Source organism: Candidatus Beckwithbacteria bacterium (assembly GCA_026397255.1).
GTDB lineage: Bacteria > Patescibacteriota > Microgenomatia > UBA1400 > CG1-02-47-37 > JAPLVF01.
On the sequence record JAPLVF010000013.1, the window covers coordinates 18947 to 44365 of the forward strand.

At 40.0% G+C, this 25419-nt stretch carries 31 protein-coding genes; 10 read left to right on the forward strand and 21 right to left on the reverse strand.

The window, feature by feature from the left end:
• Positions 1-2 precede the first annotated feature (2 nt).
• Together NTZ93_02565 and NTZ93_02570 are read left to right on the forward strand one after the other, a co-directional pair.
• The gene (locus tag NTZ93_02565; protein MCX6816720.1) at positions 3-614 is read left to right on the forward strand and encodes a L,D-transpeptidase; all 612 of its coding nucleotides are present in this window, start codon (positions 3-5) and stop codon (positions 612-614) included.
• Positions 595-1194 (forward strand): hypothetical protein, encoded by a 600-nt coding sequence (locus tag NTZ93_02570; protein MCX6816721.1) that lies wholly within the window; start codon positions 595-597, stop codon positions 1192-1194. The genes NTZ93_02565 and NTZ93_02570 overlap by 20 nt, the downstream gene beginning before the upstream one ends.
• 38 nt (positions 1195-1232) lie before the next feature.
• On the opposite strand, the gene NTZ93_02575 is transcribed toward NTZ93_02570, so the two are convergent.
• Positions 1233-1841, reverse strand: a complete 609-nt coding sequence (locus NTZ93_02575; protein ID MCX6816722.1) for a ribonuclease H-like domain-containing protein — start codon at positions 1839-1841, stop codon at positions 1233-1235.
• A 67-nt stretch (positions 1842-1908) separates the two neighbouring features.
• Between NTZ93_02575 and NTZ93_02580 the strand changes: the two genes are divergently transcribed.
• Complete coding sequence (locus NTZ93_02580; protein MCX6816723.1) at positions 1909-2520, forward strand: hypothetical protein; 612 nt, start codon at positions 1909-1911, stop codon at positions 2518-2520.
• Here the strand turns inward: NTZ93_02580 and NTZ93_02585 are convergent.
• The 3 genes from NTZ93_02585 to NTZ93_02595 form a co-directional block, all read right to left on the reverse strand.
• Entirely contained in the window at positions 2486-3346 is an 861-nt protein-coding gene (locus NTZ93_02585) for a site-specific DNA-methyltransferase (GenBank protein MCX6816724.1), read from the reverse strand. The genes NTZ93_02580 and NTZ93_02585 overlap by 35 nt on opposite strands.
• Before the next feature lie 114 nt (positions 3347-3460).
• Positions 3461-3955 (reverse strand): ImmA/IrrE family metallo-endopeptidase, encoded by a 495-nt coding sequence (locus NTZ93_02590; GenBank protein ID MCX6816725.1) that lies wholly within the window; start codon positions 3953-3955, stop codon positions 3461-3463.
• Positions 3939-4271 (reverse strand): helix-turn-helix transcriptional regulator, encoded by a 333-nt coding sequence (locus NTZ93_02595; protein MCX6816726.1) that lies wholly within the window; start codon positions 4269-4271, stop codon positions 3939-3941. The genes NTZ93_02590 and NTZ93_02595 overlap by 17 nt, the downstream gene beginning before the upstream one ends.
• A gap of 104 nt (positions 4272-4375) precedes the next feature.
• On the opposite strand from NTZ93_02595, the gene NTZ93_02600 reads away from it, so the two are divergent.
• On the forward strand, positions 4376-4741 hold the full coding sequence (locus tag NTZ93_02600; GenBank protein MCX6816727.1) for a hypothetical protein: 366 nt from the start codon (positions 4376-4378) through the stop codon (positions 4739-4741).
• The gene (locus NTZ93_02605; protein ID MCX6816728.1) at positions 4734-5720 is read left to right on the forward strand and encodes a DUF4417 domain-containing protein; all 987 of its coding nucleotides are present in this window, start codon (positions 4734-4736) and stop codon (positions 5718-5720) included. The genes NTZ93_02600 and NTZ93_02605 overlap by 8 nt, the downstream gene beginning before the upstream one ends.
• Positions 5721-5814: 94 nt before the next feature.
• Here the strand turns inward: NTZ93_02605 and NTZ93_02610 are convergent, their stop codons facing one another.
• From NTZ93_02610 to NTZ93_02625, 4 genes are all read right to left on the reverse strand, one after another.
• Positions 5815-6105, reverse strand: coding sequence for a hypothetical protein (locus tag NTZ93_02610; GenBank protein MCX6816729.1), 291 nt, complete (start codon positions 6103-6105; stop codon positions 5815-5817).
• Between the two features lie 241 nt (positions 6106-6346).
• Positions 6347-6811: a hypothetical protein gene (locus tag NTZ93_02615; GenBank protein MCX6816730.1), complete on the reverse strand. Its 465-nt coding sequence runs from the start codon at positions 6809-6811 to the stop codon at positions 6347-6349.
• Between the two features lie 21 nt (positions 6812-6832).
• The gene (locus NTZ93_02620; protein ID MCX6816731.1) at positions 6833-7624 is read right to left on the reverse strand and encodes a hypothetical protein; all 792 of its coding nucleotides are present in this window, start codon (positions 7622-7624) and stop codon (positions 6833-6835) included.
• 224 nt (positions 7625-7848) lie between these two features.
• Entirely contained in the window at positions 7849-8472 is a 624-nt protein-coding gene (locus NTZ93_02625; GenBank protein ID MCX6816732.1) for a DUF3800 domain-containing protein, read from the reverse strand.
• Between the two features lie 57 nt (positions 8473-8529).
• Here NTZ93_02625 and NTZ93_02630 point away from each other — a divergent pair, with 57 nt between their 5' ends.
• Entirely contained in the window at positions 8530-9390 is an 861-nt protein-coding gene (locus tag NTZ93_02630) for an NAD(P)-dependent oxidoreductase (GenBank protein ID MCX6816733.1), read from the forward strand.
• Positions 9380-10141, forward strand: a complete 762-nt coding sequence (locus NTZ93_02635) for a class I SAM-dependent methyltransferase (GenBank protein MCX6816734.1) — start codon at positions 9380-9382, stop codon at positions 10139-10141. The genes NTZ93_02630 and NTZ93_02635 overlap by 11 nt, the downstream gene beginning before the upstream one ends.
• On the opposite strand, the gene NTZ93_02640 is transcribed toward NTZ93_02635, so the two are convergent.
• Positions 10138-11508 (reverse strand): glycosyltransferase, encoded by a 1371-nt coding sequence (locus tag NTZ93_02640; protein ID MCX6816735.1) that lies wholly within the window; start codon positions 11506-11508, stop codon positions 10138-10140. The genes NTZ93_02635 and NTZ93_02640 overlap by 4 nt on opposite strands.
• A 24-nt stretch (positions 11509-11532) precedes the next feature.
• On the opposite strand from NTZ93_02640, the gene NTZ93_02645 reads away from it, so the two are divergent.
• Positions 11533-12414, forward strand: coding sequence for a GDP-mannose 4,6-dehydratase (locus NTZ93_02645; protein ID MCX6816736.1), 882 nt, complete (start codon positions 11533-11535; stop codon positions 12412-12414).
• Positions 12415-12479: 65 nt separating this feature from the next.
• Here the strand turns inward: NTZ93_02645 and NTZ93_02650 are convergent, their stop codons facing one another.
• The 11 genes from NTZ93_02650 to NTZ93_02700 are packed head-to-tail and all read right to left on the reverse strand — an operon-like array spanning position 12480 to position 21264.
• Positions 12480-13496 carry a glycosyltransferase family 4 protein gene (locus NTZ93_02650; protein ID MCX6816737.1) on the reverse strand — a complete coding sequence of 339 codons (1017 nt, stop codon included), beginning with the start codon at positions 13494-13496 and terminating at the stop codon, positions 12480-12482.
• 1 nt (position 13497) lies between these two features.
• On the reverse strand, positions 13498-14193 hold the full coding sequence (locus tag NTZ93_02655; protein MCX6816738.1) for a glycosyltransferase family 2 protein: 696 nt from the start codon (positions 14191-14193) through the stop codon (positions 13498-13500).
• Complete coding sequence (locus NTZ93_02660) at positions 14190-15275, reverse strand: glycosyltransferase family 4 protein (protein ID MCX6816739.1); 1086 nt, start codon at positions 15273-15275, stop codon at positions 14190-14192. The genes NTZ93_02655 and NTZ93_02660 overlap by 4 nt, the downstream gene beginning before the upstream one ends.
• Positions 15272-15610 (reverse strand): DUF2304 family protein, encoded by a 339-nt coding sequence (locus NTZ93_02665; protein MCX6816740.1) that lies wholly within the window; start codon positions 15608-15610, stop codon positions 15272-15274. The genes NTZ93_02660 and NTZ93_02665 overlap by 4 nt, the downstream gene beginning before the upstream one ends.
• A 4-nt stretch (positions 15611-15614) precedes the next feature.
• Positions 15615-16301: a glycosyltransferase family 2 protein gene (locus NTZ93_02670; GenBank protein ID MCX6816741.1), complete on the reverse strand. Its 687-nt coding sequence runs from the start codon at positions 16299-16301 to the stop codon at positions 15615-15617.
• Entirely contained in the window at positions 16298-17179 is an 882-nt protein-coding gene (locus NTZ93_02675) for an NAD-dependent epimerase/dehydratase family protein (protein ID MCX6816742.1), read from the reverse strand. Before NTZ93_02675 ends, NTZ93_02670 begins: the two co-directional genes overlap by 4 nt.
• A complete protein-coding gene (locus tag NTZ93_02680) occupies positions 17176-18318 on the reverse strand; it encodes a mannosyltransferase family protein (protein ID MCX6816743.1) in 1143 nt (380 codons plus the stop codon). Before NTZ93_02680 ends, NTZ93_02675 begins: the two co-directional genes overlap by 4 nt.
• Positions 18293-19318 carry a glycosyltransferase family 1 protein gene (locus NTZ93_02685; protein MCX6816744.1) on the reverse strand — a complete coding sequence of 342 codons (1026 nt, stop codon included), beginning with the start codon at positions 19316-19318 and terminating at the stop codon, positions 18293-18295. The genes NTZ93_02680 and NTZ93_02685 overlap by 26 nt, the downstream gene beginning before the upstream one ends.
• A complete protein-coding gene (locus tag NTZ93_02690; protein ID MCX6816745.1) occupies positions 19302-20081 on the reverse strand; it encodes a glycosyltransferase family 2 protein in 780 nt (259 codons plus the stop codon). The genes NTZ93_02685 and NTZ93_02690 overlap by 17 nt, the downstream gene beginning before the upstream one ends.
• Positions 20060-20731 carry a glycosyltransferase family 2 protein gene (locus tag NTZ93_02695; GenBank protein MCX6816746.1) on the reverse strand — a complete coding sequence of 224 codons (672 nt, stop codon included), beginning with the start codon at positions 20729-20731 and terminating at the stop codon, positions 20060-20062. The genes NTZ93_02690 and NTZ93_02695 overlap by 22 nt, the downstream gene beginning before the upstream one ends.
• Entirely contained in the window at positions 20728-21264 is a 537-nt protein-coding gene (locus NTZ93_02700; GenBank protein ID MCX6816747.1) for a hypothetical protein, read from the reverse strand. Before NTZ93_02700 ends, NTZ93_02695 begins: the two co-directional genes overlap by 4 nt.
• On the opposite strand from NTZ93_02700, the gene NTZ93_02705 reads away from it, so the two are divergent.
• A complete protein-coding gene (locus NTZ93_02705; protein MCX6816748.1) occupies positions 21244-22620 on the forward strand; it encodes a glycosyltransferase family 39 protein in 1377 nt (458 codons plus the stop codon). The two genes, NTZ93_02700 and NTZ93_02705, sit on opposite strands and share 21 nt — an antisense overlap.
• Entirely contained in the window at positions 22613-24091 is a 1479-nt protein-coding gene (locus NTZ93_02710) for a hypothetical protein (protein MCX6816749.1), read from the forward strand. Before NTZ93_02705 ends, NTZ93_02710 begins: the two co-directional genes overlap by 8 nt.
• On the opposite strand, the gene NTZ93_02715 is transcribed toward NTZ93_02710, so the two are convergent.
• Entirely contained in the window at positions 24081-25409 is a 1329-nt protein-coding gene (locus NTZ93_02715; GenBank protein ID MCX6816750.1) for a hypothetical protein, read from the reverse strand. The genes NTZ93_02710 and NTZ93_02715 overlap by 11 nt on opposite strands.
• Positions 25410-25419 lie beyond the last annotated feature (10 nt).

A 25419-nucleotide genomic window follows, 5' to 3' on the forward strand; every position in this document is an offset into this window, starting at 1 on the left:
ATATGACCGGAAAACTAATTGGGTTGTTTTTATTGGTACTGGGGCTAACTATAGGAGGAATATTTGCTTTCAGGCCAAAAGAAGTTAAACCAAATTTTAGTCTAAAAGTCGAAAACGGGGTGATGGGAGTTTTCCACGGCCAAGAAGTGATGCCGCCGGCAATTGACTTGGCTGCGGTTGAGCCGGAGACTCAGGTTCTGGGCGACGCCGACCCAAATGCAGAAAAACATATTTACATTGATTTAAGTACCCAAACCCTAACCGCCTATCAGGGAGACAGTTTGTTTATGCAGGTTTTGGTTTCCACCGGAAAATGGGGCCGGACGCCGACCGGTGAATTTACGATCTGGTCCAAATTCCGGGCGACCCGCATGTCCGGCGGCTCAGGGAGCGACTATTACGACCTACCCAATGTCCCCTACGTGATGTTTTTTTCCGGCTCCGGGGTTGCCGCCGCCAAGGGCTTTTCCATGCATGGTACTTATTGGCATAATAATTTTGGCCACCCAATGAGCCATGGTTGTGTCAATATGAGGACCGTTGACGCCCAAAAACTATTTAATTGGGCCGGTATTAATGAAAAAATAACGATCTATGGTCAAGCCCCAGGCTAAATCATCACTGTTAATCATTATTTGCGTGGCCGTTATCGGCGGGCTCATGTTTTGGCGCCTTAATCCCCAATCAATCCCAATTAAGGTTATTACCGAGCCGAGTCCCGGCCCGGTGCTAAATTTATCTGCCAACTCATCAGACGGGAAAATTTACCTGGAGATGAAGCAGAAAAAGGAAGCGAATACAATAACCTGGACCATGACAGCTAAGCAAGGTGAGGAAACGGCAAAAACAATCTGGTGGCAGACTTTGCCGGCTGATACCACTATCTCTATTCCGCTCAACTCTGTCTCCCCGGATAATAAATATATGTTTTTAAAGCAAACCGGGCCCGATAAAACCCGCTATATAGTGTTAACCACCAGCGGCAAGCCGCTGGGTTCAGGATCGCAAACAGTGGAATTTGCCGAGTTGTTCGAGCTAAAGCACCCGGAATATATTATTACCGAGGTGACAGGCTGGGGCGGAACCAACTTAATTGTGTTTAATACTGACAAAATCGCGGGCGTAATTGGCCCATCTTTTTGGTTTGACTTGTCCGGCAAATCGTTTATTCAGCTCTCCCACCGCTTTGATTAGTTTTTACTTTACTTCCCGGCTCTTTTCACTTGTTCTCTTTAATTTTCAAATATCATTTTCTTGTAAATTTTCCGGGTAGTCTCGACATCTTTTTCGCAGTACTCACAGATTTCTTTAATCCGGCCAGCTTGATAAGCCTTAGCCACGTCTTTACCTTCGATTTCCCCTTCTTTAGGGCTGGGAATGCCTAAAACCTTAGACAGCGCGTGCAAAGAAATTTTACTTTGCAGATTCCATTTGCTCCACTCGCACATAATGTCAAAGATGGGAAAGTTACGGTAGCGGGCAAAGTTTAAGTCTTTGCTGGGCTTAACGCCTAAAATAACCGATCTTTGGTAAATAAACCTTAAATCAAAGTCCATCAGATTAAAGCCAATAAATAAATCCGCATTTTTGGCAATAGCCCAAAAATCCGTCAGCATTTTCTTTTCGTCTCCGGAAAGAGTTTTCACCGCTTCGTCATTAACGGCATAAGAAATGCAGGCGATGCGGCCGTAAGACCCGTCCAGTCCGGTGCTTTCGACAAACTCTTCAAAAGTTCTTGGGGTATATTTACTTCTTCTTTTCCTCTTATAAATATCTTTGAGGATCTCCCTCATTTCTTCCCCTGACGGCAAAGTTTCAATATCTAAGTAGAGTTTAGTCATATTTAAATTTTACTACTAATTATTACCTTTAGTTGATCTTTAAACCACTATTCTATATATTCAAGTCATGAAATATGATGAGATGTTTAATAAAGTAAGGAATTTGGAATTTGATACAGAAATGTCTGTTTGTAAATCTCATGATACGGAACTTTATTTGCTTAGACCATCTGTTCTCTCCAAGAGATTTTCCACATATAACGTAAAAAAGAATTTTCAAATATGGCTTAGAACTGTTGCAAGAAATTTTAGACCTAATCATCTTAGGGTTTTTATTGATTTAAACTTAAGGGTAAGAAGCAGACCAGATTTAAAGGAAAAAATGTTAGTTGCCTTTGATGACATTTTCTACGGTAAAGATCCTAACGAGGTAATTCAGGGTTTGAAAAAAGAAAAATTTGAACATTTTTTGAACCCAATTGAAATAATTGCTAATTTGTCACAACTTTTCATAATTGAGCAGGCTTACTCATACAACAAAGAAAGCAATTTTGACCCTCCTACGCTTTTTTACCAAGGATGGATAAGGCAAGTTTTAGATGATATTAAAGAAATTGATAATTTGTGTATGAGTATTTCTAGGGGTCAACCTGCAGCAGCAAAATATACATCGAAAGAAAATAAAAAAAGTAATAAATTCCAGGCTAAATTAAGGCCCTTGTGGTATATTGAGGCATAGAATAGTTTTCTTTCACTAATCTAAGCTGTTTTTTCTCAAGATTGGATTTTAGCTCTTCAAATCTTTGTATTGATAAATCTAAATACTGTTTTTCAGTGTCAATTCCAATAAATTTTCTTCCATATAAATAAGCGGCTAACCCCGTAGTGGAACTGCCGGTAAAAGGATCAAGGATTAAATCACCCTTTCTAGTACTGGCTAAAACTATTCTTTTAAGCAAGTCTATAGGTTTTTGAGTCGGATGTTTTCCAAATTTTTTCTCAATCGGTTTAGGCGTATTAATTGACCAAACTGATCTCATTTGCAAGTTCGCTTTTTTTAATTGGTCTTCCGGCCAATTACCATCTTTCATCAATTTATAGTTAAAGATGTGTTTACCTTCTTTGTCTTTTCTGGCCCAAATTAGGGTTTCGTGGCTAGCGGTAAAAAAACGGCAGCTTAAATTTGGAGAGGCATTCGGCTTAAACCAAGCAATATCGTTTAATATGTGAAATTTATTAATTTCTAAGGCCAGACCGCATTGATAAATGGAGTGATAAGTTCCACTTACCCAAATAGTTCCATTGGGTTTTAAAATCTTTTTACATAGCTTTAACCATTCTCTATGAAATTCAAAATTTTTCTTTGTTCCATTACTTAAATCCCAGTCTCCTTTTTTTACACTAACCATTTTCCCGTTTTGGCAGGTGAAACTGCCGCTGGAAAGAAAATAAGGCGGGTCGGCAAAAATCATATCCACGGAATTCTCCGGAAACTGACTCAAGAGTTTTAAAGAATTACCCAAGTAAAGCTCAAAGTTTAGTTTTTCGTAGTAAGGTTTTAACATATCTTTATGGGATCGGGTTTTATTTGTATATCTTCATTAAGAACCCTTTGGCAAATTTTGTCAACAACTACGTACTTATTATTTTACTTCCCTATTCTTTTCACTTATGATGGCTTAATTCCAATTAGCTAATTTATCGTATAGCTTGGTTTCTTTTAATCTCCACATCATCATATCTTTACTTACCCAGTAATTTTTTGCTAATTCACTCCAAGATAAAGAGATAAGCCGTTCCGCTTTTATCAATTGTAAAGGCACTAATAATTCGGCGGCAAATTTATTAGCGGCCACCTCATCGGGATTTTTATTTGAAAAGTCTATTGTTCTGAAACCAGAATTATGCCCCATTAAAATATGCCCCAATTCATGAGCGATCGTATACCTTATCCTTGTTTCAGGTTTTTTATTATTATATATAATCTGAGTCGTTCCAACACTAAAACCATCCTCATCACCTAAATCTTTGCCTTGAACGGAAATTTTAAAGTCTACTTGTTTTAAAATTAAGTTTAGTCGAATTGGGGGAATTTTTTGAACACTTTGCTTAATAAGATTTCTGGCAAGTTTTAAAGCAAATCCATTGTCATTTGGTTCATCTTGAAAATTCATCTTTTGAAAGCCTTATGGCTTCATTAATGGCTTTATTAAATTTTGGGTTTTTAAGGGCCTTTTTCGAAGCACGGAAAGAAATATGAATTGATGGAACGCTAAAACCTTCAATTAATTCTTTCAGACTAACCTGTAATTCTCTAGCAATCTTGGATAACGTTCCAAGATTATTGATTTCTCTCTCGCCACTTTCATAAAGAGCGATTAATGAGGTAGAAAGTCCAAGTTTATTCCCCAACTCCTGTTGTGACGCCCCGACAGCTTCCCTTGCTTCTTTTATGTTTTTCCCAATTTTTTTGAAATTTAACTCCATCATGCTAGAGTTTAAACCAAAGTTGAAAATTTGTCAAATCTGCTTGTTGACTTTGTAAATATTTTTGTTACAATACAGACATAGTTACTAATTATTTTAATTTAATTATGGGTAAAAGTTCAGAATCTAGACGTAAAAATGAACCGGTCGTTAAATCTCGGGGGTCAACGGGAAGTTATGCCGCCAGTGGTGGTAATAATTCTATTAAACAAGACTGTCTGTTTAGTCTAAAATTTGAGCAAAAAGTCCCTACTCTCATGACTGTAATAGTTGGTCAATACGCTGTTTTGTTGCCGGATAATTCCAATCTTTACCTAAACGTGATTATTGACGGTCAAAGTGCCGGAAGATATTCAGGTAAAATGAGCAAAAAAGTAATTAAGTGTATTAGCGAGGGCTTTGTTTACGAAGGTAAGGTCATCTCTATTAAGGATAGCTCCCTGGCAGTAATCGAAGTTAAGGGCCGTGGATGAAAAAATTACAGATCAGTTAGAATTTTGGGGTCTCAATGGTTTATCAACAGCGCGCATATCCGGTTGTCCAGTCGTTGATTATTTAGATGATTGCGACAGCGCTTGTTATCCAACAAAACCTTCAAAGTACGAAGCGCTGACGTGTGGCAGCAAAAAAGGGGCTCAATTTTTGGGAGACGCAAGGGGGGCGACATTAAACAACATTAAAGCGTTGAGGGTAAAAATTCCAAAACTGCCAATTTTCATCCCGGAATTACAACATGGTAGCAAGTACTTAGTTAATAATACTAAATTAGATTGGGTGGCAGTCAAAATTGACGAAGTTGTGTCAAAACATGATTTAAAAGTTGCCGCTGATATTCGTAAAAGAATAGGAATCGATTCAAAAACAAAAGTACTATTACTTGGTTACGGATCCGACCGGTTTTTAGAGAATTTATGGACAAACAGGAAGAAAATCTTTCCTCAAATCGCCAGCTTGAAAGCGGATCTTTACACGGCCATTGACTATTCAGTTTTTCTCGTTCACCCACACCTCGAGAGAGTTCTTAACGTTAAAAGAAGTTTGGTGACTTTTGATATTTTACAAAGGCTAGGAGTTCCGGTCGTGCCGCATATTTATTGGAGCGGGGAAAAAGACATGAAAAGATGGGCGTTCTGGCTGAACCAAAATTCTGGAGTAAATTTAGTGTCCATGTATTTAGGTTGGATTAGAAAAAGCGAATGGGTGAAAATATTTTCAGAGCTTAAGTGTCTAAATAAATCGCTTGAGAGAAAAATAAATTACTTGATAAGCGGGCCGGGCAATTTAACAGAAATAAAACCGTTAAAAGAAATTCTCGGAAACGTAATTTTAACAGACGCAGAATGTGCCTTGAATGCGGCACATCATAAATTAAGTCAAAATAAATTAAAAGTTACTTACTATCCATTCAAGGAAAATTTAGATTACCATACAGAATTAGTAAAAGCCGCATAAGGGGTGAGCAACCTGTGATAAGATAAATTTATGAAAAAAGTGATGGTGACGGGGAGCGGAGGGTTCATTGGAAGACAGCTGTAGGACGGAAGCACTATTTATAACTAGCAGGACAGTTTTTTGCCTTGGTAAAACCGGCTTTACGGGCTTCGGCTTCGGTGCAGAACCAACTATCGCCGTTGTGCAATTGAACATCAACCTTGTTGTAGTAACCGCAGCCAGGAAAATAATAGGTCATTTCGCCGCTGTTCTGACTGATATCAGCAGAATTTAGTTTAATGTTGCCTTTTATTTGACAATCCGAATTTTCCGGGTTAAACCTTTGAGTGCAGAGTTCGCTAAAGACCCCCAGTTTGGCCGCCCTGGCTTTTTTGGTGGCCGGCAATTAAAGCCGCCTTATTCCCGCCATATTGACTATGAACTTCCGACCAACCAGATGCCAGCATGTTTTCATCGACAGAACCGTCTTCAGTATAAACAAGAGAGATTAATCGGCTAGAATCGCGATAAACGACCTTGAGATAAATGTCTTTATTTGGATTTTTTGGCTCTTGCGGCAGGCATTACTTAATTGTAACTCAAGTGCAGAAATCAAGTTGTGTTAAGATAAGGAGTGTTGATGAAGGTTATTTTCTCTTACTTAATGACTTAACGATTAAATTTTGAGCCACAGCCGGATCTATGTGATCGGCTTTAATGAAAAGAATTTGGCGTTCAGGAAGATATTTCTCAGGCAAAAACCGCCAAATCATAGCAGGATCAATTTTAAACTCTGCTTTGGTATCAATAGGGATAATCGAATCGCCTTGCTGCGAAAGCCCGAGATCGCCTAATATAGTGTGAAATCCTAAACTCAGGTCATTGATTAATGAACGCCAGTTTTCCCGCTCTTGAAACGTAACCGGACTAACCAGAAAATAATATCCGGGGCGGGCTTTTATTTTCTGAGCGTCTTCAGGTTTACTCAGATCACAAAAACTAATTTGTTTTTCGCCAATTGCACCAATTTCCATAATTGAAAGAACGGTGGTTACTCGCGAGGTTTTTCTGCCTGGATGGAATAATTTATCCCAAGTTTCTTTAAAAGACATAGATTTCGGGCAGACGGGGAATTATACCAGGTTGGGGAAGAGAAAGCCTTTGATATCTAAAAAGTCAATTTTTTTATCCTTGACAAAAATCCTGTCTTTACCACTGATATCAATTTGCCTGGGAACATAAATTAAGCCGTTAATTTCCCTTAAATCATCCGGTAATACTTGTTTCTTTCGGGAAAAAGCTGAAAGTTTATCGGTAAAATCCTTCAGCGGACTCATCCTTTGTCGATGTAAAGCATAACTCGATTCTTTTGGTTTAACAAACAACTTTAAGATGCTTAATTTTGTTTGCTTATTTTGCTTCTCTACTAATGCCTCTAAGCGAGCTTGAGTATCATCCTTTTCCAACATTGGATTGGCGCCGCTTAAAATTAATAAACCTTCGTTATCCCCAATCACTGTTTTAACGCCGGTAAAAAATTTCCTTAATTTGAGAACGGCTTGTTTCATTGAATGAAATCTGCCTTCTCTAAATTCAATCGGCTGGTGAAGGCCAACAGCATTACCATGGTTATCTTTGGCCAACATCAGGGCGCAAAAACTGGCACCATGTATAAAAATTACGGCCGGATCTGTTTCAGTGGAAATAATATTCTCAGAATCTTTGATTTTTTCAAATCCGGGCGTGGTTTCATAGACAGTCGGATCTGCCGAGCGAACCTTAAAGCCACTTTTAGGCAAAGATTGCTGTAAATTTTCCGGAGAGGCGTAAGCAATTGTGGTATCAAATTTTTTTAGGACATCAAGTATAGGAGAAGGTTCAAGCGTTTGGGGTAAACCCCGGTTAATTTCAAAAAAATCCTGCATATTTATTATATGATAAGATAAGTTTATGAAAAAAGCGATGGTGACGGGGAGCTCGGGGTTTATCTAAAGACACCTGATAGAAAGACTGAAAAAGGAAAAGTTTAAGAAATTTGTCAATAGCCGCTTGACAACGTGCTATAATGAAATTACATAGACCCTGTTTCTGAATTGTCACCGTAAGGTGCGCGTTCTCAACTAACGTTGAGATAGGAACCAGGGTCGCTTTATTTAAACGGCCAAATATCTTCAATTCTTCTTGACCTTTTAAGCATAGTTAAATAATCAGAATCTTTTTTTGTAAAGTCAGAGAACACTGCCCCAGCTACCATATCAGCCAGTTGAATCAGCGTGTTTTGTCTTGAATCCACAAACTTTAAATCTTTAAAGATTTTACTGTTCTTATTGTCTAAACGCCTGGATAAATAAACTCTTAACTGATTCCTTAGGGTTCTCTCTCCTCTTTTATCAACTTTCAATTTTGCGTTTTTTATTGATCCGCCGCTTTGTTTCAAAACCTGCATGATTACATAGTTATAAAAATCTTCTTTATTGCTTCTTAATCTTTGGCTGCGAATTAATGCTTTGTTAACCATAATGGCTCTAACCCTAAACTTAAATGATCTGATAGCGTTGAAAAAGGCTTTGCGAAATTTTCTGTTGGTTTTATTGAACTTAAATTCGTATTTATCTTGTAATTTCAGTTTTCTCCTTAGTTCTTTAATTGCCACCGAGGTCTTTTCTGCTTCCAGGTTGTCATTGAAAATAACTAAGGCCAACACAAAAATATCGCTTGAGCCTTTTTGGAGCTTAAAACCTGGATCTCCGGATTCGTCAATAAAAACTATCATTAAATTATTTTATCACCTAAGGCCTGAAAAATATCAGTTGTGTGATAAGATAAGTTTATGAAAAAAGCGATGGTGACGGGGAGTTCGGGGTTTATTGGGAGAAAACTGATCAAGAGATTACAAAAAGACGGGGTGGAGGTAGTGGGGTTTTCTAGAAAAGAGGGGAAAAATATCACCAAAAAGGAAGATTTTGCGGGGTTGGGAAAGGTGGACACGGTGTTTCATCTGGCGGCAGTGTCGGGGTATAAGGACTGTGCGGAAAACACCGGTTTGGCGTATGAGGTGAATGTGGGCGGAACAACTAATGTTTTAGAATATTGCCGGAAAAGCAAGGCAAAATTAATTTTTCCCAGCACGTATGTTTATGACCAGCCTTATTCAGAGGTGAAAACGGAAACGAGTGCGACGAAGCCGACGACGCATTATTCTTTCACGAAATTCTTAGGCGAAGAACTCTGTCGTTTTTACACGCGGGTATTTAAAGTGAACAGTTTGATTTTACGAACAGCCAATGTGTTCGGATTTGGCCAAGAAGACAAGTATTTGGTGCCGATTATCTTTAATAATATTCTGGCAGGCCGAGAGTTTGAGCTGACCAAGCCGGAAATTGAACGGAGTTTTATTTATATTGCTGATTTGGTGGAGGCTTATGTCCGTCTGGCAGAAGCGAATAGCGAAAGCGGAGAAACATATAATATCGGACCGGAGAAGCCAACAACTTTGCAGGAATTGGTGCAGGCGATGGAGAAGGTAACCGGAAAGAAAGCCCGGGTAAAATATTCCGGCCAAGAGCGGCCAAATGAAGTGAATTTAAACCGGGTGGATACAGGTAAGATGAAAGCAAAACTTAACTGGCAGCCGGAAATCAGTTTAGAGCAGGGATTAAAACAATATCTGGAAAAACTTCATGAAGTTTAAAAAAACAGCATTGTCCGGTTACTATACTGACCAATATTTTAAATCCCGGGTAAACAAGCAAAAAACTTTACGCCAAGCAGACCCGGCAATTTTCCAAAAGGTCGCTCAATTTATCAACTTAACCGGCCCGGTTGGCGATATTGGCTCTGGGGCAGGAAATTTTCTTAAAGCCTGCGAGACAAGAGGCATTAAAGCAATTGGAATTGAGGGCTGCAAAGCCGCCGTGCTCTGGGCCAATAAAAATTCTAATAACAAAACTATCCGGCATGATTTAACTAAAAAACTGCCTTTTAAAGACAATTTTTTCCAGCTGGTGCAAAGCAATTCAGTCGTGGAACACTTAAAACCAGCCGCGGCCGACCAGGTGATCGCTGAAGCTTACCGAATTCTTAGGCCGCAGGGCCTTTTTGTTTGCAGCTGCCCGAATTATTTTGACTGGGCAGAAAGATTCCCGGAACATATTAACCTCTATACGCCGACAAGATTAAGGCAAGCGCTGAAAAAGCATAAATTCCAAATAGTTTATGAGCATTTCAGCTTCAATTTGTCATTACTCACTCCCTGGGAGAGATTTAAAGAGAATGTGCCGACCGGAAAGTGGCGCCTGATGACGAAAAAAAACTCAAGGTTAATTAATTTAATTTTGGCGCCAATCTGGCTGCCGGTAAGACTCATTAATAAATATATTTTAAACTGGGAAACATTAGATATTGTGGCAGGAGAATGTTATTTTATCGGCCGGAAAAATTAAAAGAATTCCAAAGATGCGGCAATCTGTAAACAAATGTCTTTATATTGGTTGCGGACGTCCTGGGCGGTGCCATTCCAGGTAAGGTTAAGAATATAATCGTTGTGGTCAATAAAGATGGAAAAGATGTCATTCCCCTCGCCCAGACTGCTGAAAAACAGACCGGCGGAGTTAGCGATCACTAACTGACGGGATTCACGGCCCTGATCGGTTAAGGCCGTAACTGCCGGAAAATTGGCTAAAGCGTAGTTACCTTTCTTGGCGGCAGTCGCAATAAAAATGACGTGGGGAGCAGACAATTTGTCTTCAGCAACATTACTGAAAGTAACGACTCCCGGATTCTGGTTTTGATTAATGACGGACCAATCAAAGGGGTGGCGGAGTTTATAACGAAAAGTTTCATTGGAATAATATTTCCAGTTGGTATAAGTGGGTTTAGTCACGGCTGAAGTAGTCGCAACAGGCGAAGCAATTCCGGCGGCTGACGGAGAAGCTGAAGGTTCGTTGATTACTGGCTGAGGAGCAGCTGATTGACAGCCGCTGAAAACCAGCAGGCTGAAAATTAAACAGCCGGACCAGAAAAACTGACGATACACAGCTTTTTTTATACCAACTGGGACTAAAAAAGACAAGAGGGGTTTTATCAGCTTCCAAACCTCGCTTTTGGGATAATGGTATTTGGTTAAAGCTAACCAACGGGCTTTTAAGGCTAATTTTTCCTGGGTTTTTAAATTTTTTAAAGAAATGGCCGAAGCAGTATTCACCCGGTAATAAAGCAGAGGTTCGGATAGGTTGGCGGTCTGGTATTTGGCAACAATTCTTAAAGCTAATTCATAATCCTGAGCAAAAGGGAAGGTGTCGTCATAACCATCCAGGTCAAAAATAATTTCCCGCCGGACCAGCCAGGTGGGGTGAATAAAGGGACAGTATTTAAGAATATTGGCCCGGATATGCTGATGATCCTGAGGATTTGTCTTGAGGCCAACTTGTTTACCCTGACTATCAATTAAATAAGCGGCTGTGCCTAACAAGACGATGTCCGAATGGCTGGTCATATACTGCAGCTGTTTGGCCAGACGGGTCGGGAAACTGATGTCGTCGGCGTCCATGCGGCTAATCAGCGGGGTTTTGACCTGCCTTAAGGCTTTATTTAAGGATTTAGTTAAACCAAGGTGGTGCTGATTGGTAATGATTTTGATGCGATTGTCTTTTTTGGCAAATTTAGCCAAAATCCGGGGAGATTCATCACTGGAACAGTCGTCAACAATATAAAAAACAAAGTCGGAAAAAGTTTGAGATAAAATACTAGTGATGGCTTGGGCTAAAGTGGTTTCGTTGTTATAAACGGTCATCAAGACGCTTAACTGCATATATATTCATAGTATACTATCCTCATGAAAGCGTTTATAACCGGCATTTCCGGGTTTTCCGGCTCCCATCTTAAACAACTATTGGAAAAAGAAAAAATTCAGGTCAGCGGCTTGTATAGTGATTTAAGGGGTAAAACCGGCTTAAAAAAAATTGTTGAAAAAGTTAAGCCTGATTGGGTGTTTCATTTAGCCAGCCCGGTAATAAGAAGCAAGCAAATGATTGATGAGGGTTTGGCGAAAAATCTGGAAGTGGATTTATTCGGGACAGTGAATTTAATCGAAGCCCTGGCCGAATTAAAAACCATGCCGAAACTGCTGATTACCGGTACGGCGGCGGAGTATGACCCGGAAATTAAGGCGGCGAGGCAAGAAACCGATGCCTTAATCCCCAATTCCAGCTACGGCTTGAGTAAAATGACCCAGGAGTTAGTCAGCCGGAAGTTATGCCAAAGCTATGACATCCCTTTGATTTACGCCCGGTCGTTTTTATTAATCGGGCCGGGCCAGAAACCGGGCTTTGTGATTAACGACTGGTGCCGGCAATTAGCACAAAGTCAAAAAAAGTTAATCACCGGCAATTTAAGCATCAGGCGGGATTTTACGGATGTGCGTGACGGAGTCGCGGCCTACTTATTACTCATGAAAAAAGGCAAGCCGGGAGAAGTTTATAATGTTTGTTCGGGCCAAAGCCGGGAATTAAAAGAAGTTATTCTGGCATTAAAACAGGTGGTGAAAAATGATTTTATCGTTGATGAAGATAAAAATAGATTTAAGAATAATGATCCACTGGAATTATTCGGCGATAATACGAAATTAAAGGCTTTGGGGTGGAAACAGAAATTTTCTTTGGAAGATAGTTTGAGAGAGACACTGGATTATTGGTCCAGTAAGGTCCGACCTTTTTGAAATCTAAGATCCGTTAAGGTCGGACCTTAGAAAATCAAGGAGTCACCTTCTACATTCCAAAAAGGTCAGACCTTGTAAGGTCTGACCTTTTTAAACGCTTGATAGTAGCGGGAAGCGGTTTTGGACCAGGAATAATTTTTCGAAACTAACTGATAACCATTTTCACCCATCACAGCTAAAGACGGGTTTTGCAGAGCTAACTTCATGGTACGGGCTAAGGCTGGAGCGTCTCCGGCAGGAACTAAGTAACCGTTAGCCTGATTAACAAATTTAGCGACACTGCCGACTTGAGTGGCAATTACCGGCAACTGATGCGCCCAGGCCTCAAATAAAATCAAGGGGTGGCCTTCGGCTAAAGACGGCAAAACCAGACAGTGGGCCCGGAATAATTCTTTGTCTAAATCCGCTTGGCTCAACACTTTAAAACCAGGACCAAATAAGTGCAGTTTTGTTTGGGGAAACTGTTTTTGCACGAGTGAAAAAGCTTCTTGTAAAACCGGAATCCCCTTCCGCGGCTCGTTGCGGGCGACGGTTAAAAAAGTAAAATTACCCCACTTCGCCCCCACTTCGCCAGAGGCTACGCGGGGCAAGCTGACTCCGTTGGGGATAAATTTGGCATCTTTTAAGGTCAGGTCGTCGGTTATAACCAAATTATATTTGAATTTTTGGGTGATTAATCTTTCTAACCACTGGAGGCGGCTGCCGAAACCAATCGCCACTAAAACCACCGGAGTTTTTTTCACTAATTTAATTAATTGAAGGGTAATTGCCGGCAGCCAGGTAGAAGCGAGGAAAATATCCGGCTTGAACTTTAAACAATAAAAGAAAGACTGAATTATAAACCAAAAACGACCAAGAGGATTAAAAAAAGGCAAAGCTGGTCCGAGGCGGATAATTTTCAAACGATTATTAAAATAAGTTTCGTTGTTAGCAAAAATTTTACCCTCGTAACGCAAGGTCCGGGTGACAACGGTAATTTGGCAATGATGGTCTTTAACCAAACGGCTGGTTAATTCCCAAAATAACTTCTGGCCGCCGCCGATAAGCGGCTGCCAGGCATCGCAAATAAAAACAAGGTTCATGTTAATCGTTGACTAAGCGATATTTGATAATCGTAAACACCAAGTCCAGGCCGTCGCGAAAACGGATTTTCTTTCCCTGAAGACGGGTGCGCGGGTGGAAACTCACGGGAACTTCAGCAATTTTAAAACCTAATTTTAAGGCTTTGACCGTAAACTCGGCGTCAAACTCAAACTGAACAGAACGGAGGTTAATTTTGGTTAAAACCTCTTTGGTAAAGGCTTTATAGGCAGTATTAATATCGCTGACCCAGTGGCCGAAAAGAAGCCCGGTTAAGGTGCTGGTAATCTTGGTCGCCAACCAACTTTTAAAAGGGATTTTGGTTTGGGAATTTAGAATTCTTGAACCGTAAACAATTTTGGCTTGGTTGCTAAGGATCGGCTCTAAAAGCAGGTGAAATTCCTGCGGATCAAGCTCCAGATCAGCATCCTGAATAATCACAATGTCGCCGGTAGACTGTTTTAAACCTAAGCGGATAGCCGCCCCCTTACCTAAATTAATCGGCAGTGATAAAACTTTAAGGTTCGGAATTTTTTGAAGTTTGGCGTTGATTTGCTGACGGCTATCATCAGTGGAGCCATCATCAACCACAATAATTTCTTTGGTAATATTTTTAAGTTTTACCGCCCTAACTTTTTCAATTAAAGCGGCAATTGTCGCCTGTTCGTTGTAAACCGGAATGATTACGGACAATTTCATAACTGTTTACTTATTACAGACAAATAAACTTTCTTGGTTTCATTGTAAATTTTTTGCCAAGTGTAGTGATTAGATAACTTTAAGGCTTCCAGTTGTTTTTGACGATAAAGTTCTTTGTCAGTTAAAAGACGTTCAATTTGCTTAGCCAAATCACTTTCGTTCCCCGGCTTAAAGAAAAGCGTCCCCTGGCCAAAATTGGTAATTTCCTGATTAACCGGAATACTGGCTAAAACGCAGGGTAGGCCGCAGGCCATGGCTTCAATCGTCGCCAAACCAAAGCCTTCCACAACCGACGGCAGGCAAAAAATCCGGGAGCGGGACAATGTATCAATTAGTTCATGACGGGAGAGATAGTCAACAATTTTGGCTTTATCTGTTAAACGGAATTCCTGAATAAGTTTAAGTAAATGTTTCTTTTGCGGGCCGCGGCCGATGATCAATAAACGTAACGGCAGATTATCCAATAAAGACATTGCCTTAATTAAAACATCAATCCGTTTGGTTTTAACCAAACGCGCCAGGCAAATAATTGTGGTTTTAGTAAACTTTTCCGGGGAAGAAGTGAAGCTAAACTCTTTCGGGTCAATGCCGCCGTGAACGACAACTAAATGATCAGTTTTAACTTTGGCTTTTAACAGCTTGGTTTTGGTGGAATCGCTTAGGGCAATCACCCCGTCCCAGGACAGTTTTAAATAAAGTTTTTCCATCAGCCAGCCGGTGATGCCGACAAACCAACCAAAATCCAGCCAGTTTTTTCCTAAAACATCCGGCACCCAGATTATTACCGGCTTGGTTTTAAGCCGAGCCGCCAAAAACGCCGGCAAGTAAGTGACGACATTGGAAGCTTCGACTAAATCAAATTTGGTAAACAGGGCTTTAATTAAAGATCTAAATAAATAACCGGTCCGGCTGAACACGGATAAAGGCGTAGCCGGCACCTGCCGGGAAGAAGAAGCAATCACTTTAACTAAAAAATCTTTTTTAGCCTGTTTAATGATGTAGTATGCCCGGGCCTCAACTCCACCGGTAAATATCAATTCGTCGTTTTTAGGGAAAAACTCGGTTAAAAACAACAATTTCATTTCTTTTTTTCCTGATTCAAGGCAATCATCCGGACCAGTTTAGTCAAATCGTGGCGCAGGTTTTCCAGCAAAACATTAGTCCGAAAAATAAGATAAAACAGTAAAATAATGGAGGCATAAATAACGGCGTCACTGCCCCGGTTAATACCTAATTGCTTAGCAACAATCGAGGTTAATTCCGGTTCAAAGACGCCCAGTAAAGCCACAATAAACAAACCAAACCAAAAACTGCCGCTAGCTAAAGTTAAACTGCCGTCTTTTAATCTTAAGAAAACCCGGGAAGCGGCAAAAAGCAGAAAAACACTGAAAATAATCTGAACCGGCAAAAAGGACATAAGTTTACCTTAATAATCTTAGCACCAGGCGGAACAAAATGGCAAATACATTACCGGGCTTGACGCCTTTACTCAATGAATAATCAGTATAAATAACTTTTATCGGCACTTCGGTAAATTTCAGCTGATGGTATTTGATTTCCCGGAAAAATTCGTTGCTGACTTCCATCCGTTCGGTCTTTAATTCAATTAATTGAATCGCTTTCTTATTAAAGCCGCGAAACCCGGATAAAGAATCCGTAGTGCTAACGCCGAAAAAAACTTTGGTTAATAAATTAAAGGCCTGATTGTTAATTTTTCTTAAAAACGGCATTTTGCCGATTTGACTTAGAAGACGGCTGCCGATAACCACATCGGCCTGGTGATTCAGTAGTGGATTTAATAGTTTAATTAAATCAGCCGGGTCGTGCTGGCCGTCCGAATCCATGGTGATGGCAAAGTCCGCGTTAATTTTTTCGGCATAGTTAAGACCGGTGGCTAAAGACGCACCTAAACCCCGGTTAATCACGTGAGTTAAAACCGTGACGCCGGCAGTCTTGGCGACTGGAGCGGTTTTATCGGTCGAACCATCATTAACCACGCAAATTTCTGATTCGAGCGGAAAGGCAACCACGGTTTTTTTCACTTCCCGTAAAACCTGATCAAGAACCTTGGCTTCATTTAAGGCAGGCAGAATAATTAAAAGTTTCATAAACTTAATAAACCATCGGCTAATTTTACTTTTGGCTGCCAGTGAAGATTTTTGACGGCTAAATGGTTTGCCAAAACACTCCGGACAATATCCCGGCCGCGGGCCGGAACCAATTTGGCTTTCAGCTTAGTTTTACCATTCCCGCATAACTTTAATAATTGATTAATGGTCGTTTCCTGACCGGTGCTGATATTAAAAATCCCCGATTGGGAAAACGATAAAGCCCGAATCATGGCGGTAACGACATCGGATACATGAATAAAATCCCGTGTCTGTTGACCATTGCCGTAGATTAGCGGCGTGATCCCACGTTGAATTTGATTTAAGAAAATTGGGACAACCCCGCCTTCGGCCGAACTGTTCTGAAACGGACCGTAAACATTAGCCAAACGGAAAATCACTGTCGGGAAAAATTTTTTAAATTGACGGCAATAAAGCTCACCGGTCAACTTAGATAAACCATAAAGAGAAATTGGTTTTAACGCGGAAGTTTCCTGAATCGGAAAGTTCCGGACTTCACCATAAACCGCGGCTGAAGAAGTAAATATTAATTGTTTGACTTGAGCGGCTTTGGCCGCCTCTAAAACATTATAGGTACCGATAATATTATTATGGATAATTTTGTCCAGCGTGCCGCTGACGCGGCTTTCCGCAGCCAAATGATAAATTACTGCCGGTTTAATTTTTTGAATCGTGTCAACCAGTTTTGAATCAGCAATATCCTGCCGGATGACGCTAATAGAACCGGGCAAGCGGTTAGAGCTGGGAGAAGAAAAATTATCAATTACAAAAATTTGATAATTTAAATTAGTTAACTTTTTCACCAGATGAGAGCCGATAAACCCCAAACCGCCGGTGACGATAATTTTTCTGGTCATGATATCCAGTACCCCCGGGAAAACCTAATAAACGCCCAGCTTAACAGCAGAACTGAGGCTATCAACCAAAGTATTTTCACTAATTTAGACTTAGTTGCCGCCACGAAATAAAACAAAGGGAAGGCGGTTAAGACATAACGCGGCATTGAGGCAAAACTGCCGGTCAAAGTCGGCAGCAAATAGGCAGGAATAAGAAACAACAGATAACTTGTCCGGAATTTTTTCAATAAAGCAGAGATAATTAAAACCAGAAAAATCAGGGAAATTAAAAATTCAAAAACCAGAACCGGGTAAATCTCATTTTGCGGACTGACCCCGAAAAACATTTTTAGGTAGCGAAAAATAACCTGATAAATCATGACAAAAGTGTCTACCTGGCGGCCGGAACCAAAGCCCGGCTGCGCCGTGACAAAAATTAAGAAATTATGGAAACGGTGCTGTAAATAAGCCAAGTACAAAAGTAAGCCGGAAGCGCTTAAAAAAGAGATTTTGAATAATGCCAGGAGATGATTTTTTTTATTTACCTGATAATACTCCCACAAAATCAGCGGCAGCAAAAAAATGCCGACCAAGCGGGTAGCCGAGGCCAGACCGGCAATTATGGCGGCAGGGATAAACCGCCGGGTCCGGGCTGAATAAAGGCAAAGAGCGACTAAAAAAAGGAACAAAGATTCAGTATAGACGCTGAAAAAGAAAAAGCTGGCCGGAAACAATAGCAATAGTAACAACGACCAACGGAGAGTTTTGACGGAATAATCCAAGCGGCCCAGCTTAATAAAATAATAAATAAAACCAATCAGGCTTAAATGGGAAATAATCAGGCCGGAAAGCAAGTGGTTATGGGTAAGCAGGCTTAAAAATTTAATTAAATTTGGGTAGAGCGGAAAAAAGACCTGGGTTAAACCATAAAGATAACCTTCCTGGGCAATACTAAGGTAATGGACGCCGTCAAAATTACCCCACAACCACAGCCAATCCGGCCCCTTGGGCTGCAAAAAAAGGTCCCAGTAAGGAAAACTACCCTTAAAGGGAACAAATTTTATCGCCAAACCGGCCACTAATTGTAAAAACAGACGGACGATTAAGGCTAAACCTAAAGCCTGGACAAATAATTTATTGTTGGTTAAGAATTTTTTCATAAACTTTTAAGGTGGCGTGAGCAGTTGCAGCCCAAGAGAATTTAGCTGATTGAGTTAATCCTAACTGACGGTATTTTTCCCGTAAAGCGGAGTTTAGCCAAAAATTATTTAAGGCTTCGGCTAATTCAGATGGATTGGCAGGATTAATTAAAATTGCCGCCGAACCGCTGATCTCCGCCAAAGATGTGTCTTTAGAAGTAATTACCGGACAACCACAGGCCATGGCTTCCAAAACCGGCAGGCCAAAGCCTTCGGCCAAACTGGGCTGACAATAAACTGTGGCTAAATTATAAACTGACACTAACTCATCTGTTTTAACAAAACCCAGGGTAATAATCTTATGGGGATTGGCTTTGGCTAATTCCTGAAATCTTACCAAGGCTTGGTTTTCCGGGTGATGCTTAGCAAAATCATGACTGACAGCCTGTTGGCCGACTACCACTAAGGGAAAATTTAATTTAAGGCAAGTTTTGGCTAAAAATGGTAAATTTTTATTGAAATTAACATCACCAACATAAAGAATAAATTTTCCCGGCAACCCAAAATTGTTGCTTGGTTTTATCGGCTTAAAAACCGGGTCGGGAGCTAAATAAACCACATTAACTTTGTCAGCGGAAATGCCGGTAAATTTGACAATGTCTTTTTTAGAAATTTGAGAGTCAGTGACAATTGCCGAGGCTGATCGTAATTGATTTTTTTGGATTAACCATCTGAGCTTGCCTTTAATTCCCGGTGGGAACTGGTCTGGAAATTTTAAGGGAGTTAAGTCATGAACCGTAATGACATAAGGGAAACGATTAATCAAAGGCAGGCTGAAATGGAAGGGATTAAAGCCCGGATAATGAACTAAATCAGCCAGCGAAGGCGCCTTTTTCTCAAATTTAATTAATTGAAGTGAAGGGATTTTTTCCAGTCCGGCGATTAAACGACGGGTATAAAAACCAATGCCCCGGAAGGAACTGGCAGAATTAAAACAACTGATATCAATGCCGATTTTCATGATTAAGCTCCCAAAATTTAAGATAAATTACCGGAAAACGCAAAGCCGACATTAAAGAAAAAATAAAACCGGGCAGGCCATCGACAAAACCTTTATGGCGAAAGTAGGTAGAAAAAAACCAAACCTTAGGTTTAATAATAAAATACTGAAAACACAGCCAAAGGCTTGGTTTAAAATTCTCTTGTTTAAGTTTAGCGGCAGCCAAAGAGGTGTAGCGATTAAAGCGGGTGAGATAACGACTAAAATGGCGGTCAGAGTAATGAATGATAGGATTGGTAAGATAACCGACCGGACCGTCAATGATAATCTGCTCATGAACAGTTTCACAGGGAAAACTCCCCTTACCGTTAAGAAAAAGACGGATAATATAATCAGGATATTGGCCGCCTTTAGTTAAAAACCTGGTCAGAAAAAAATTTTTTCTGGGAAGATAATAGCCATTAAATTGAGGGTGTGGTTGGTTGATTATTTTTTTAATTTCCCGAGCCAATTCCGGACTGACTCTTTCATCGGCATCCAGCTGTAAAATCCATTTACCGCTAGCTTTATCCACTGCCAACTGTTTATTAATATGAAAAATCGGCTTATTGGTCACCTGAAAAACTTTGGCGGAAAAAGTTTTAGCAATCTCTCTGGTTTTATCCTGTGAACTACCGTCAACAATAATAATTTCGTCAGCTAAAGTTTTAACTGATAATAAGCAGTCTTTAATATTAGCCGCCTCGTTATAGGTGGCTAAAACTACACTAAGCGATATTTGCATAATAAGTAAAACGCCTGCAGGCCGTCTACCCAGGTAATTTTTTTTCCTTCGCAAAATTCGCGGCCGGAATAAGAAATCGGCACTTCGTAAATTCGGATTCCCTGTTTTAAAATTTTACTGGTAACTTCCGGCTCAAAACCGAAACGGTTCTCTTTCAAATCCAGGGAAAGTAATAGTTTTTTAGGAAACAATTTATAGCCGACTTCCATGTCAGAAATAGTGGTGTTGTAAAAAAGATTTGTCAGAAAAGATAAAAATCTGTTTCCGGCTAAGTGCCAAAAAAGCATATTCCGATGCGGCCCCAAAAACCTAGAGCCATAAACAACTGCCGCCTGGTTATTTAAAACCGGGGTAAGTAATAACTTAATATCCTCCGGATCATATTCCAAGTCCGCATCCTGGATTAAGACATAGTCGCCGGTGACTTGTTTAAGGCCGGCCCGAATCGCTGCCCCTTTACCTTGATTTTTGGATAAATTAATCGTTTTAATTCCGGAAATTCCGGCAATAATTTTTTTGGTCGTATCAGTCGAACCATCGTTAACGACAATAATTTCCGGGGAAATTTTGGTTAATTTCTTAACCTTAGTAATAATCTGACGAATTGTCCCGGCTTCGTTAAAACTGGGAATAATAACTGATAATTTCATAGACGCTGTAAATCGGGTTTAGTGGCCGAATATAACCACTGTTTGCCGTCACTGCCGGCAAACTGCATTTGTTGGGTGGAAGGATAATAAGCTTTAAAAATTAAGTCTGTCTGATGATTTAGCTTTAATCTGATAAGCTGGATTAATTCCCCGCGCCCGTCGATAACGTAAAAAGTCGGCTCCGGCGCTTTGTCCTGATAACCGATTAAGTTCTTGTCCGAGTCAAAAAACTGAAGGGTTAAATCAGACAACCGTCCGTTAGGATCAATTTCCACCCGGGCCGGAATGGTTTTGTCTTTTAACTTAAACTGGCAAAAATCCCGGCAGTCAACCTTAATCAATAAAGGATCAATTGAGGCAAGCGGTGTTCCTAATTCCGACGCCTCATATTTTAAACTAGTAAAAGCGTGAACAAACCGGCTAAGACTAATCCGCCGGTAGCCAGAATCGACAAAAACCTGATAAAATACAAGCAGTAGAAGCCAAAGCAAGGAAAGACAAAGAAATAACCAATGGCCAACAAGTTTATTCATAAAATTATCCGATCCAAGAGAATTATATCATTAATTATCGTTTGGGCCCTGATAATTTTAGGGGTAACTTTAAGGGGATTTAAGGCCGATATTTATCCAACCGATAACAACGACGACGGCTTGTTTTATGCTTGGGCCGGAATTTCTTTCTGGGATAACCCACTTAGACCGATCACCCATTCAATTTTTGACAATAACAATCCGGCGCTTGTCTGGCGGTCACAATTTAGAGATTTTATTCCGTTAGAAAGATTTGGTCTGAAGCTGGTTGAGCCTTGGCTGGACCATCCGCCGTTAGGCGCGGCAATTATCGGCCTGCCGGCCCGATTATTGGGCTACCGGGGCTTTGAACCGATTCCCCAGATGATTGTCCGCTTGCCGGCCTTAATTGCCAGCATCTTTACTTTATTTTTAACTTATCTTTTAGGGAAAAAACTATTCGGGGAAAAAGTCGGACGATTGTCATTATTATTTCTCGCTACCGTTCCTTATTATGTCATCAGTCAGCGGCAATCCTTCTTAGAAAATATTTTAACGCCGGTGGTTTTAGCCGCCTTAATTTTCTTACACGAAAGCAAACTATTACCAGCGCTAATTTTGGCCTTCTTTTGCGGCTGGATTAAAGTGCCGGGTTTTGCCGTCCCTCTGATGATCGCTGTCTGGCTACTGCAGAAAAAACAACTAAAAGCGGCGATGGCTTTTGTCGGAACAGGAATTTTATCCGTAGTCACTTATCTTATTTACGGTTTTGCGGCCGACAGAAATGCGTTTTTATTTATTTTGACCAATCAAGCTGACCGAGGCGCTTTTGTTAATTCAGTCTTTGATGCAATTACTAAGCCTCATTTTTACGGCGGGTTTAACGACGGCTGGTATGTTTTAGGCTTTATCTTCAGTTTTTTAATGCTGACAAAATTTAAAAAAGAATCTTTTAAGTTTTTTAATTGGTTTTTAAGTATGTGGCTGTTGCTGCTTTTTTTAATTGCCGGCCGCTATAATAATTCGCCCTGGTACTGGTTTCCTTTGATTCCTTTTTTCTCCATTTCCTTAGGTTATTTTGCTAATCTTCTCTTAAAAAAACACCATTTGTTTTTGGTTTTACCTTTTTGGCTCTTAGGTTTAACCGGTTTTGATTTGTTAAAAATTAACCTCAACCCGAATTATTTGCGTTTGGCAACGATATTTTTCTTTATTCCATTTGGACTGAATTTAAAAAAAATTACTGTTTGGCTGACGCGATTATTGCTAATTGCTTTGGTTTGCCTAAATATTTATGTAATCTTACGTTACCCGACGATTCACTGCCGGGAAGAAGAGTGCCTGGCGCCGACAAAAATAATTCTAAATTATGAATAAGCAAAGAATTTTTCATTTGGTGGTTTTGGGAATAGTTATGCTGGTGTCTTTCCGGATTGCCCAAGCAAGAAGCCTATCAATGCATTTCGTGGATGAAGAAGATCATATGACGATTGGTCGACTGACCAACAGAGGATTCAAACTTTACCAGGATATCCAGTCAAACCATCAACCGATTGTCTATTTTACTTCGGCTAAACTGCAACAATTACTTAATCCGCCGAATATTTTTATGCTGGTCCGCCGCCACCGGCAGGCAATGTTTGTTTACGGAGCAATCTGGAGTTTACTGATTGTCTGGCGTTTTAAAACCGTCGGTTTAATTTTCGTAATCTTTTTTGAATTTTTAAAGTATTATCTCTTCGGCAATCTTTGGTTAATGGAGGCGTTTGCCGCATATCCGGCAGTGTATTTATTCGGAACAATGCTGCAGGTTTGGTTTAAAAATCAAAATATTAAAAAATCCGAACTTGTCTTTTTAGGCATATGTTCGTTTTTAGTTTTGTTTAATTTGGTGCCTTTGTGGCCATGCTTAGCTTTTATGTGGCTGCTCTTTTTATTAAAAATTAAAAAGAAAATTTTTTGGATGGTAGCGGCATTATTAACATCAACGCTAATTTTTTTCACACTGTCCCGGTATTCCGTCGCTGATTGGTTTATCAGAACAGTCTATAACAACTTTGTTTATGCCGTCCCGACCATGTCACCATTGCATGGACCCGGTGACTGGTTAAAAATGATTTTTTTCCCGTTTTTGGCCTACTTTACCCCCAACTCTTTGCAGGCGCAATTTATTAGTTTATTTTTCAGCGTCTATCTGTTGGCCGTGGTCTTTAAACGAAAATTGTTAATAATTTACCCCTTACTGCTTCTGGCTAATAACCGGGTACTATCGCCCGGCACGGTTTATTATGAAGGTTTTCATTTACTCCCCTGGCTGGGATTAATGATTTTTACTTTCAGTTTCTGCTTAAAAACAATTAAATTTAAATTTTGGCCGGTTTGGTTAATTTGGGCGATGATTTTACTGACTAATAAAAACATGGCCTATTTTTGGAAAACTGACCCAAATTATGAATACTATGTAAATTATTCCACTTTTGACGATTTAAATTTTGCCATAAAAATAATCAACCAGGAAGGCCAAAAAATGGCGGTTTCTGTTTTAACTAATGAGGTTTTAGTCCAATGGAAAACTTTAACCAGCCCAGCGACTAAACAAGTGGTTAGTTACGCCTGGGAGCGGAAAATTCCGGCATTAAAAGAAGAGTATAGTCGGGTTTTTAATATCAATAATCCTAATCCGCCGGAATTTATTTACGGCGAAATGGAACGTGAGTTAGTTCAAGCTAAATACCATTCTCTTTCCCGGGACGGAAAATCGACGGGATTATTTATCAGAAAAGATATTTATGGAAAAATTACTCCTGAGCAATGGGAAGCGTTAGCGACCAGAAGATTTAGTCGCTGATGGTGACATTGGCAAACTGATAGGCATTAGTCAGGCCGGCGGTATCCGGAGGAGTCCAGAGTGCAGTCTGCTGAAATAAGACCGGATCAATCTTTAAATATATTAACGGGTAAAGATAGGTAGAATCATGAACTCCGGATAAATTTATTGGCTCAGAATCTTCAGAATTTTTAGTTAATTTTAATAAATTTTCTTTTAAGCCAATCGGCAGACTGGAGGTAACTTTAACAGGATAAACTTGGAGATATTGATAGCCGGCATAAGCAACATTAATAAAATAGATTACAGCAATTATGGGTAAGAATTTTTTAATTTTAGTTAGTCCGACAGAAGCTAAAATTAAGATAATCGGCAATAAAAATAATGCCCGGGTGGAATGAGGCGCATCAATCGTTATTGCCGAGGTTAGGGGGGCTAACAGCAACCAGCTGATAAATAATAATTTAGGCTTGGTTAATTTAAGCAAGCCGATAACCGCTAAAATAATTTCGATGGCGTAGAAATTGCCCACTCCGGGAATTTGATGCCACGGATGATTGTCTCCTTTAAAAATTAAAAATTGAGGGGAAAAAGTGTTTAAATAATTCCTGGCAGTTATTTTACCGAAATAAATATATTTATTGAAAAATAATTTGGTTTTCAGAGGATTTTGTTGATATTGAATTGTCCGCTCGCGATTATAGGTGTCGATTAAATAAGGATCGGAAAAAACCGTAATTGCCTGCTTTTGCTGGGAAACCCGCCAGATACCGGCAAAAACTCCTAGGAAACAACAAATAAACAAAACAGAGGCAATTATTCCCGGACGGTAACGCCAAAAGAAAACCAGGGAAAACAAGGGGATAAAAATTAATGCCGAAGAATAAGCCAGACAGGCTAACAGCCAAAAGAAAAAGCCAAGGGTTTTTTTCTTTAATAACAGCCAAAGACCGACGAGAAATAAGGCCAAAGCTAAGTTTGCCTCAAAAGCAATCCGGGAATAAAAAACTGCCCAGGGATTTAATGCCAAAAAGAAACTGGCCCATATATTTTTTGAGATAAAGTAAATAGCGATAACACTAATTACTCCGGAAAGAGCTGACCAGAAACGGATGGAAAAATCATTAAGGCCGAAAAGTTTAACCGGTAAAACCGTGGCATAGATATATAAAGGCATTTTATAATCACCGATAGATTTAAAAGCTAGCGGCCAAGAGACACCATGTTCGTCTTTCCCGGTTTTTAAAATCGAGTAGGCATTATAACCAATGGCGGCTTCATCACGGTTTAATGCCGGCGGCAAACTATCCAAGCCGGCAAACCGGATTAAGGCAGCCATTAAAACTATT